The following is a 10,826-nucleotide window of genomic DNA, read 5'->3' on the forward strand; positions in this document are numbered from 1 at the left end:
TTCTTTAACGGTCACAACATGCATAACAAAGCTCAAAACTTTTATTAATGAGTGGGAAATCTGGAATAATATTGCCTGGTACTGTTAAAGGTACGGCTGGCCAATTCATATAAGGAGCTGAACGAATCCGATAACGTTCAATGGTTTGGTTAGGTCCAACCATAACCCAGTGAACATTTTCACCTCTTGCTGATTCAGTTACTCCTAAAGCCCATTGGTAAGAAGGCAATTCCCCATACGCTATTTGGATCTCTCCTTCGGGGATAGATTTCACCCATTGCTTAATTAAAGAAAAGCTTTCTTTGATTTCATCCACTCTAATCATTGCTCTAGCAAAGACATCCCCCTCATTATAAATAGAAACGTTAAAATCGATGTCCTTATACATGTCATGCGGGTAATCTCTGCGTACATCAAGGTTTCTTCCTGAGGCTCTTGCAGCAATTCCTACTGTTTCTAAATCATTCGCCTCTTTCAATCGTAAAATTCCCGTATTCTTCATTCGATTAAGGACGATTTCATGTTTCATCATCACATCGGCCATTTCTCTAAAGTCTTGTAAAAGAAAACCTATCTCATGAACCATCTGTTCCAATGCTTGATTTGAAATATCCTTTTTCACTCCACCAATAGCAATCAAATCTCTTAGATAACGATGGCCTAAATACCTTTCATTTAAACGTAATAGCTCTTCCTTTATTCTTAATCCCTGGCTAACTGCAAAAGCAAAACCAACACCAGCCCCTAAATTCCCTACATCACCTACATGATTATATAAACGTTCTAATTCAAGATAAATACTTCGTAAGTATTGAGCACGTTTTGGAATTTCAATCTTCCCTATTTTTTCGATTGCTTGTGAGAATGAGATTGCATGAGAAATTACATCTACTCCACAAATTCTTTCTGCTAATTGTAATGCTTCTTCAACAGATAATCCTTCACTCGTCTTTTCTATCCCACGATGGGTGTAAAATAATTGTGCATCCAAGTGAAGCACTGAATCTCCAATCGCCCCAAAACGAAAATGTCCTGGTTCAATAACGCCTGCATGAATAGGGCCTACAGGAACTTGAACAACATCATCACTCTCATATTTAGTAAACTGTAGCGGAAGATTTGCATAGGTGATGGCTGCATCTTTTGCTGTATCCTTTCGTAAAGGATAGCCTTTTTTTAAATCGAAACCATGCAGTACAAGTGGGCTTGGATTCGGATGACCTATTGCCTTTAGTCCAAATAAATCTTGAATCTCCCTTTCAAACCAATTTGCTGCAGGAAGATAAGGTGTAATCGATGGAAAATGTTCTTCTTTTTCATCAATCCGATAAGCTAGAACAAGATGTTCCTGTGCTGCGTCTATACCAAAAACATAATAAATCATAAAACCTTTATCTCGTAAACGTTGATCTGTTCCTACAATGGTGATTAAACGGCCAAATAGATTTTCTTTAATCACCTTGACAATTTCGATTAAATCCGATTCGGTGATTTCAATATAATAACAATGTTCCCTTATTTCATTTCCTTGCTTTGCTTTTGACCAATAGGAAGATAATTCTGCTAACCAATCAATCATGATAATCCTCCCCCTTGTAGAATTCTAATCGTACGTTGAATAAATTGATCAATAGGTGCTGGAATATAAGTTCCAAATAAAATAACTAAAAATCCAAGAATGAGCATAGGAGAAACCATCCATCTATTTTCTTTCCTTATCTGTTTATTCAGGTTTTCTTCTTGATTTTTACCTAAGATCATTTTACTGCCATAATAAAACATACCTGCAAAGATTAGAATAATGCTAAAAAAGACGATAATGGTCCAAAGAGCTAAACCAGAGTCAATTCCTCCTAGTAAAATATGATATTCACTAATAAATGCATTAAATGGTGGAGAACCAGTAATTGCAAAGATACCAATTAAAAATAGAACTCCTGAAATAGGCAAGTTGTGATAAACCCCTCTGATTCTATTCATCCATTTGCTACGATATCTTACTACCATATGTCCTGCTGAGAAAAATAACATCGACTTGATCAACGTATGATTTAACATATGTAGAATTGCACCATACCAAGCAAATGGTGTTGCTATCCCTAACCCAAAGAAAATAATTCCAATATGTTCAACACTAGAATAAGCAAGTAATCGTTTTATATCTTTTTGGATTAAAAGAAAAGGAACTGAAATAACAACAGTAAACACCCCAAAAAGGATTAACCACCATTGAACAGGATGATAAACTTGATAAAGAATAGAATAGACTCGCAATACGCCAAAAATCGCTGTATTGAGTAATACCCCTGATAATAAAGCACTAATCGGCGTTGGAGCCTGACTATGTGCATCAGGTAACCAAAAATGCATAGGTGCCAGTCCAGCTTTGGTACCAAAACCAATCAATATAAATAAAAAAGCATATTTTAAATAATTTGGATTTAAGATATTGGCCATTTCATATAAATTAGTCCAGTGAAGCGCACTAGCGGTTCCACCTAATTGATTGACTGCAGCACCATATAGGAAAATAACCCCAATCAGAGCAAAGGAAATCCCTACACTGCCAATGATTAAGTATTTCCAAGCTGCTTCTAACGATGTTCCTGAACGATCATGTGCGACAAGTAACGCAGAAACAAGGGCTGTTAATTCAATTGCCACCCACATAATCCCTATATTATTACTTACCACAGCCAAAACCATTGTCATCAAAAATAAATGAAAAAATAAATAGTACCTTTGATATTGTTTTTCATTTAAGGAGTGTCTTTCTTGCTCCTCACGTATATAGCCTATTGAATAGATGGAAGATAAAAAACCAATAACGACAATCATCATCATAATCCAAGAGCTTAATTCATCCACATAAAAATATTGGTTTTGACTAATCATAGGTCCCTTTTGATAGACTTGATAGATGATTCGTATCCCAACAAAAAAGAATAGGATCGACCCCCAAAAATGGATTCTTTCTGTTTCCTTTAAATTTGGAGATATCCATGAAAAAATCCCTATTATTAACGGTAGTAATAAAACGAGATAAACCCAAAACATGTTGATCATCCCTTCAATTTCTGCAGTTCCTCAACATTCATACTAGAAAAGGTGAGGTGAATCCGATAGGAAAATATGCCAATAATGACTACTGAAACGAGAACATCAAAAAAAATGCCTAATTCGATCATAAAAGGAATTCCATTCGTTATAGCGATAGAACTAAGAAAAATGGCATTTTCAATCGTCATCAGCCCAATTCCTTGCATCATCGCATTTTGGTGGATCACCATCATATATGCACCGAAGAACAACATATCGATCGCTAATTGAATCGTTTCAAAACTTGAATGATCTTGTTGAATATTCATTCGGTGAACCACAATAGATCCAACCATTAATAAGGCAATACCGATAACAAAAGAATAAAAACTCCTTAACCGACTACAGGCATTGCTATTATTGTTTGCTTTGGAAACCGTAATAGATAAGATAAATGGAATAACAACCACTTTGATCACTATCGTTAATAAAGCAACCCAAAATAAATGAAAATCTTTATCTTCTATTCCAATTTGAAAGACTATCCCTGCGATAAATAAAGATTGCATCGCGAGAAACCATACAGCTGAATGTAATTGGCGTATTACCAATAACAGTAGCGTACTCGTTAATAACCCCAATGATAACCATGTAATCATGTGTTTCTCACCTCGTTAAATAACATACTGTGATAAGAAGGTAAAAATAGAAAGAATCATAGACATCCCCAATAAACGCGGAATTCGATAAAAGCGCATTTTTGCTAAAGCTGTTTCTACCACACCAAGAAGAATAGCAAGTCCTATTATTTTGGCAAAATAAATGATGAAACTAGTAAAGATTCCTAGAAAAGTGTAGTTGAATGAAATATATGGAAAGAAGAAACTAGCAATGATACTTAATAAAATCATTTGTTTGATCCATTGTGCCCAAGTCATCAGTGCCAAGTGTCTACCTGTAAACTCTAATAACATCCCTTCGTGAATCATCGTTAACTCTAAATGAGTATCCGGATTATCTACAGGGATCCTACCTGTTTCCGTAAGCAGAATGATGAATAACGCTAAAAATGAAAAGAGAATCGTAGGATTTAACCATTCGATGTTTGAACTGTTTAATTGTCGTACCACTTCGTCAAAAGAAGTAACTTTAAGCGGATAGACATAAGTAAAAACAGCTAAAATGAAGGCTGGTTCAGCTAATGCTGAAACTGCTAATTCTCTGCTAGAACCCATTCCACCAAAAGAGCTCCCTGCATCCAATCCTACCAATGTTAAGAAAAAGCGTGCCAATGTAAATAGATAGATAATCACCAAAATATCACCAATTTCCCCACGGGTAGGAGAATAGAAAAAAGTAACGACCAAAATCGAACTCAACCCAATAGCAGTAAAAACGACATAGGGTGTAATCTTCGTGATCCAAGATGCATCCTCAGATAATACGATAGATTTATGAAAATACTTCTTTAAATCATAGTATCCTTGCCAAATCGATGGCCCTTTTCTAGATTGTAGCCTTGCTTTCGTTTTTTTAATGATCCCTTGGATAAAAGGCGAAACGATTAAAAATAGAGCAAATTGGATAAATATCCATACAAATTCAGAGAATAAGTTCATTTTAGTTCGCCTCCTATTTCACGAATAATAAAAACAAGATCAGTGTGACAAACATAAATGTTAAATAGGTTTGAATGTTCCCATTCTGTATCTTTTTGATCTTAGAAGCTAGCCATAATAATCCTTGTAAAATAGGTCGATAAATCATCACATCAAGCATTTGTTTTACAAGGAGCTTATAATGAACGTGATGAGGAAAATATCCCTCTCTACTATGCTGAACCATTTGACTAGAGGGAATCACCTTTTTAAAAATATATAAAAATGGATGCGTAAAGGAAGATGCAGTATATTCCATTTTCTCATCAAGTTGAATGCCACATCCCCAAGTAGGACTGATTCTTACCGTTGGACGATGAAAGAAGAAATGAATCAATCCATATCCCAATAACAACCCAATCAATAGCAAAACACCAAGAGACAAAGGTTGAATCGTAAATGAATGTGCTGTATCCTTAAGCGTTAAAACAGGCAGTTTTGAACCAATAATAGAACCATTAAAAATTAAACTTTGAGCATGAAGAAATAACCACTGACCTATCCATTTTGAGCCAAGCCCCAATATAAGAATCAAACTAGCCAAGATGCCCATTGCCCATCTCATTGATAAAGGTACCTCTTGTGCTTCTTTTGCATGTGAAGAACGGGGGCGTCCCAAAAATGAAAGACCAAATAGATTAACGACTCCTGCAACGGTTAAAGCCCCTACCATCCCTAAAACCGCTAAAAGTACTAGTCCCACCAAGGCATAAAGAGTTTGAGAATTCGACATCAAATATATGAAGCTTTTCAACATCATCCATTCACTGATAAATCCGTTAAATGGTGGTATTGCAGCCATTCCCATAACTCCAATTAAAACCATAACACTTGTCCAAGGCATTCGATGAATGAGTCCACCCATATGGTTCATATTTTTTGTATGTATGGAATAATCAATTGATCCAGCACCTAAAAATAATAAACTCTTAAAAACAGCATGGTTCAGTAAATGAAATAGTAACGCTGTAAAGGCAAAAATTCCCCACACCCATTCTTGCTGCTGAATCAAAAGCATAGAAACACCAAGTATCATCCACATTAATCCCATATTTTCAGAAGAGCTATAAGCCAAATAGCGTTTGATATCTTTTTCTACAACACCGAATAAAACTCCATAAATGGCCGATAAGATGCCTAAAATAATTATTACCCATGCCCACCAGGTCTCTCCAAATGAAAAATCTTGAATAAGAAAGCGCAAAATTCCATATAATGCTGTTTTTATCATAATTCCTGACATCAAGGCTGAGATATGGGAGGGAGCGATTGGATGCGCTCTTGGTAGCCAAACATGTAAAGGAAAAATACCAGCTTTTGTTCCAAAACCAATAATAAAAAGGAAAAATAACAGATTTTTATAAAAGTCCGAAATCTGTTTTGCTTGTTCATAAAGCAAAGAAATCTGTTGAGTTCCAGTCCAACGATATAAATAGAAGAACCCTAGAATAATAAAGAATGTCCCAATATGGGTCATGACCAAATAAACGTAACCTGCCCTTTGAACAGGGGTATATTCATATTCAGTCACAACGAGTAGATAGGATAAAATCGACATGCTTTCCCATGCAATTAAAAAAGTAATAAAATGATCAGCAGTAACAACGGCAATCATCATCAAAACAAAACTATTTGCCAATGCCCCCATAAAATCCAATCTTTTTTTACCTATAAATTTTTGTGTATATCCAAATCCATAGATAAAGGAAACAAAACTAATAAGTGAAATGACCAAAACGAAAATAGCCGATAACTGATCCATGCGAATGAGCATGTTAAGGTTCGGAGTAATGTTCCAACCTTCTATGTAAATTGAACGTTGTGTCGTTAAAACCCACAACGAACTTAATAATGCAAATAAACTGCCTAAACCACCAGTAAAAAGAGTGATCCATCTTGCAAATTGTTGTTTTTTGCTCCAAAAAATAACCCCTACACTACCAAGGAAAAGGAAGGTAAAGGCTAATAATAATAAATCCTCACCAAACATTGACAAACTCATTTTTTCTCCCCCAATGAAGTATATTAAAATATATGAATTTTAATATATAGCAATATAGATATATTTTAAGTTTGACATTATCTCTTTGCAATCATTTTTTTTAAAAAATTTGTATAGCCGGGGCATCTATCCCCAGCTTTGAACAGTTAATTCATCTAATATATACCCAGTGCTTTAAAAACACCAGTGACTTGAAGCAAAACAAAGAACACGATAATTGGAGCAATATATTGAAGAGAAATTCCCCAAGCTTTTGCAAGTTTGTCTTGTGGTGTAAAACCAACACTTGCCATTGCCTTCTTCATCCCCCAGACAAAGCCCACATAAAGCGCTAGAAGAATTCCACCAAGAGGCAACGAAATATTTGAGGCGAAGAAATCCATCAATTCAAAGATGGATAGACCAAATAGCTTTACTTGACCTAATGCTCCAAAAGATAAGGAGCTTGGAATACCAAAGATTAAAATAAGAATACTTAAGATGGCTCCACTCTTGATTCGACTATATCCTTTCCGATCGACAAATGTAGCTAAAGCAATCTCAAGGATATTAATTGCTGAAGTTAATGCTGCCACAGTGACCAATGCAAAGAATAAAGTAGCAAAAAACGATCCAAATGGAATCTTCGTAAAAATGGCTGGTAAGGTAATGAATACAAGGGGTGGCCCAGCTGCCGGTTCAAAATTAAAGGAAAAGATCGCTGGAAAAATAACTAGGCTGATCAATAATGAAAAAATCGTATCGTAAAGTGCAATTTGTACGACTGTTTTCTTAATTGGCATTTCTTTAGGCAAATAACTTCCATAGGTAAGCATTCCCCCATTCCTAAACTCAAAGAGAAAAATGCCTGACCCAATGCTGCTAAGATCATTAAAGGTGTCAACTTAGATAAATCAAAGTTAAATAAGAAATCTAAACCTTTTGTTGCTCCAGGTAAAGTTAAACTGCGGAACATGAGAATCACTAATAATAGTGTTAATAACGGCATTAATATCTTATTAGATTTTTCTATTCCCTTTTCTACTCCTCTTACCGCAATGAATACAGTTAGGAGTAAAAAGATGATTTGAAAGATAATGGGCTGAAAGGATTGTGAAATAAAGGAACCAAAATATTGGCCAAATTGATCTGGAGTCAACCCTGTAAAATCACCCTTAATCGCAGCGAACATGTAAAAAATCGACCATCCACCAACCATGGTGTAAAAACCTAATACAACAATGGAAGTAAAGACACCTAAATAGCCGACACCCTTCCAACGCTTCTTTTTAGAAAACGCCTCAAATGCCCCAACAATGCCAGTTCTCGTTTCTTTGCCTAATGAAATTTCAGCTAATAATAATGGAATTCCCAAAATAACAACACTGATTAAATAAACAAGCAAAAAAGCTGACCCTCCGTATTGCCCTGCCATATAGGGGAATTTCCATATATTCCCCAATCCAGCAGCAGCACCTACAGCAGCCAGCAGAAATCCTATTTTTGAAGTAAAACTACCCCGTTCATGATTCATTTTCTCTCCTCCGCTCTTCTCATTCTCATCAAGCTGTTCTCTACTAAAATTCTAAAACTTAATCCATTCGTCTACTATTTTATAGTATATAGTTTAACGACAAAAAGTGTTCCAGTAAAGAAGTTTTTTCATTTATCCATTTATAGCCGGAGTAACTTGATTCAAAGAAAGACATGTACGACGGAGCATGTTATAAAATTCAAATTTATCTCATTCCATATTTACCATAATGTTTTGCGATTTGGACTAAAGAACGCACCATCACACCTGTTCCACCTTTTTGCGTTGTGGCGGTTTCTTTATTCGACCATGCAGTTCCAGCAATATCAAGATGAATCCATGGCGTCTCTTCTGCAAATGCTCCGACAAACAATGCAGCGGTGATACTTCCGGCTAAACGGCCACCCGTATTTTTCAAATCAGCAATTTGGCTCTTAATTTGTTCCTTATATTCATCAAAGGTAGGTAATTGCCAAACTTTTTCTCCTGCCTTTTTCGCCGATTTCATAAAGTCCGCTAAAAATTCTTCATTATTCGTCATTGCGGCAGTGGTTACATCGCCTAGAGCAATTAAGACCGCACCTGTTAAAGTTGCCAAATCGATAATTCGTGAAGCACCTAAGTGTTTCGCATATGTGATTCCATCAGATAGGATCAAACGACCTTCTGCATCTGTATTTAGCACTTCAATCGTTTTTCCACTCATTGTCTTAATGACATCACCGGGCTTATAAGCTTTTCCAGAAGGCATATTTTCTGTTGAAGGAATAACCGCAACAACATTAACTTTTGGTCTTAAACGGCCAATCGCTTCCATCGCTCCAAGAACAGCAGCGCCACCACCCATATCCATTTTCATTTCATCCATATTGGCTCCTGGTTTTAATGAGATGCCCCCCGTATCAAAAGTAAGTCCTTTACCAACAAAACCAAGAACATCATCCCATTGTTCCCTACCACGATATTTCAATACGATCATCTTTGGTGGTTGTTCTGAGCCTTGAGCCACGGCTAATAAACCACCCATACCTAAACGCTCCATTTCATCACGCTCAAGGATTTCATATTCCATCCCATAGCGGCGGGCAATTTCAATCGCTTTTTCAGCCATATGGGTTGGAGTCATCTTATTGCCAGGTGTATTAACAAGATCCCTAGCTAAATTTGTTCCTAATGCGTAAGCTGTTCCACATTCAATCCCATATTTAAGTTCATCAGAAACTTCTTCAGCGATCAGTTGAATCAGTTCAACCTGATGTTGCTCTTCCTTTTTTGAACTATATCCATCAAAACGATAATGAGCAAGATGAGCTCCTTCTGCAAATGAATGTGTCACATGATGCTCATGTATATTTGGATGCTTGATTCCAAATGGGCAAGAGGCTACTTTTTTAGCTTTGACTTTAATCGCTGTTTTTACAGCTACGGCAGCAATTTCGCGAACCATATCTTGGTCAAACGCATCTTTCTCACCCAAACCAATGACCAAAATCCGTTTTGCAGAAATTTTACCAAAGGTATGTATCAATGTTGTTTCTTTAGCCTTTCCAGTAATTTCTCCTTGTTGAATGAGATCAGAAATAGCTCCATCTAGTGCTTGATCCACATCAGCCAATTTACCTTGTGGCTTCGTATTTTCACTATAATGTCCTAATACAAGAAGATCTGTTTGAATCGATGTAACTGGTTGATTTAAAAATTCGATTTTCATTTCAGCACCCCCAAAATTTTTATTTTTAAACCTTACTGTTGCCCATTATACCTCGTTTACAATGAAAAATAAATTATTTCGATTATCTAAGTTTTCACTCCCCTTCGTCTAAGTGTAATTTTACAATAGGGAAATTGATTTTTTTCACTTCCTCAATCGTGATGCGTTTCTCTTCTGGTAAATAAGTTAATGCTTTTTCAATGTAGGCAATGACTGGTTCTAAATCTAAATCCCAGTATTTAGGACGATAAGGTTGTAAGTATTTATAGGCAGAATGAAAAAGTAGTCGAGAGCCGGAGATATTACCTGTTTGAAAATGATAAATGGCAACAGCTACTTGTAACAACCCCTGTAAAAATTTATTCTGTTTGTCTATCATCCAAATCTCTTCAAGAAGATCATGGCATTCGTAATATTCGCCTTCATTGAATTTTTTAAAAAATTGATAGTATTCCTCTGGATATTTGCGTTGCATTTCGTTCACACTCCAAGCTCGCTCAATTTTGACTATATCTTTAATGTAGTAATATGATCATATCAAAGGAACCTGAGCCATGATAAGCAGAGAAGTGCAATCGGGTAGGAGGCTGGCCATTATTTGACCAGCCGACCTCCCACAGCACCGTACGTACCGTTCGGTATACGGCGCTTCCAAAGTTTACACGTCACTTCGCAGAATAACACTCACTAAAACTAAGATATCCAACCCGCTTAAATCGCTCGTTGGATAGGGCTTTTGTCAAGATTGGGCTATGGGCAGTACGCCAATAGCCTTTTCTTGTATTCGCCCACATCCACGCTTGCTCCTCACTCACGCCTGCCTTCTTGAGGTTTTCAAAGCGTGTCCGGATTCGTTTCCATCGTTTCCAAGTCACCATTCGTATGCGACTTCTCAGCCACTCA

The 10,826-nt window shown here is 36.4% G+C and carries 7 protein-coding genes and 1 pseudogene; all 8 read right to left on the reverse strand.

Going from position 1 to position 10,826, the window contains the following annotated elements:
- Positions 1-4: 4 nt before the first annotated feature.
- The 8 genes and pseudogenes from U473_RS09050 to U473_RS09085 all read right to left on the reverse strand — a co-directional run bounded on the left by U473_RS09050 (position 5) and on the right by U473_RS09085 (position 10,398).
- Complete coding sequence (locus U473_RS09050) at positions 5-1,579, reverse strand: hydrogenase large subunit (protein WP_082732464.1); 1,575 nt, start codon at positions 1,577-1,579, stop codon at positions 5-7.
- Positions 1,576-3,057, reverse strand: coding sequence for a hydrogenase 4 subunit F (locus U473_RS09055; protein WP_068725517.1), 1,482 nt, complete (start codon positions 3,055-3,057; stop codon positions 1,576-1,578). Before U473_RS09055 ends, U473_RS09050 begins: the two co-directional genes overlap by 4 nt.
- A 5-nt stretch (positions 3,058-3,062) precedes the next feature.
- The gene (locus U473_RS09060) at positions 3,063-3,698 is read right to left on the reverse strand and encodes a hypothetical protein (protein WP_068725519.1); all 636 of its coding nucleotides are present in this window, start codon (positions 3,696-3,698) and stop codon (positions 3,063-3,065) included.
- A 15-nt stretch (positions 3,699-3,713) separates the two neighbouring features.
- Positions 3,714-4,658 carry a respiratory chain complex I subunit 1 family protein gene (locus U473_RS09065; protein ID WP_068725521.1) on the reverse strand — a complete coding sequence of 315 codons (945 nt, stop codon included), beginning with the start codon at positions 4,656-4,658 and terminating at the stop codon, positions 3,714-3,716.
- Positions 4,659-4,671: 13 nt separating this feature from the next.
- Positions 4,672-6,699 carry a proton-conducting transporter transmembrane domain-containing protein gene (locus U473_RS09070; RefSeq protein ID WP_068725523.1) on the reverse strand — a complete coding sequence of 676 codons (2,028 nt, stop codon included), beginning with the start codon at positions 6,697-6,699 and terminating at the stop codon, positions 4,672-4,674.
- A 155-nt stretch (positions 6,700-6,854) separates the two neighbouring features.
- Positions 6,855-8,212 (reverse strand): annotated as a pseudogene (locus tag U473_RS15695) (sodium-dependent transporter).
- Positions 8,213-8,417: 205 nt separating this feature from the next.
- Positions 8,418-9,923, reverse strand: a complete 1,506-nt coding sequence (locus tag U473_RS09080) for a leucyl aminopeptidase (RefSeq protein ID WP_068725525.1) — start codon at positions 9,921-9,923, stop codon at positions 8,418-8,420.
- A 94-nt stretch (positions 9,924-10,017) separates the two neighbouring features.
- The gene (locus U473_RS09085; protein ID WP_068725527.1) at positions 10,018-10,398 is read right to left on the reverse strand and encodes a DUF309 domain-containing protein; all 381 of its coding nucleotides are present in this window, start codon (positions 10,396-10,398) and stop codon (positions 10,018-10,020) included.
- Positions 10,399-10,826: the final 428 nt, after the last annotated feature.

The sequence above is a fragment of the Tepidibacillus decaturensis genome (genome assembly GCF_001561915.1).
Taxonomy (GTDB): domain Bacteria; phylum Bacillota; class Bacilli; order Tepidibacillales; family Tepidibacillaceae; genus Tepidibacillus_B; species Tepidibacillus_B infernus.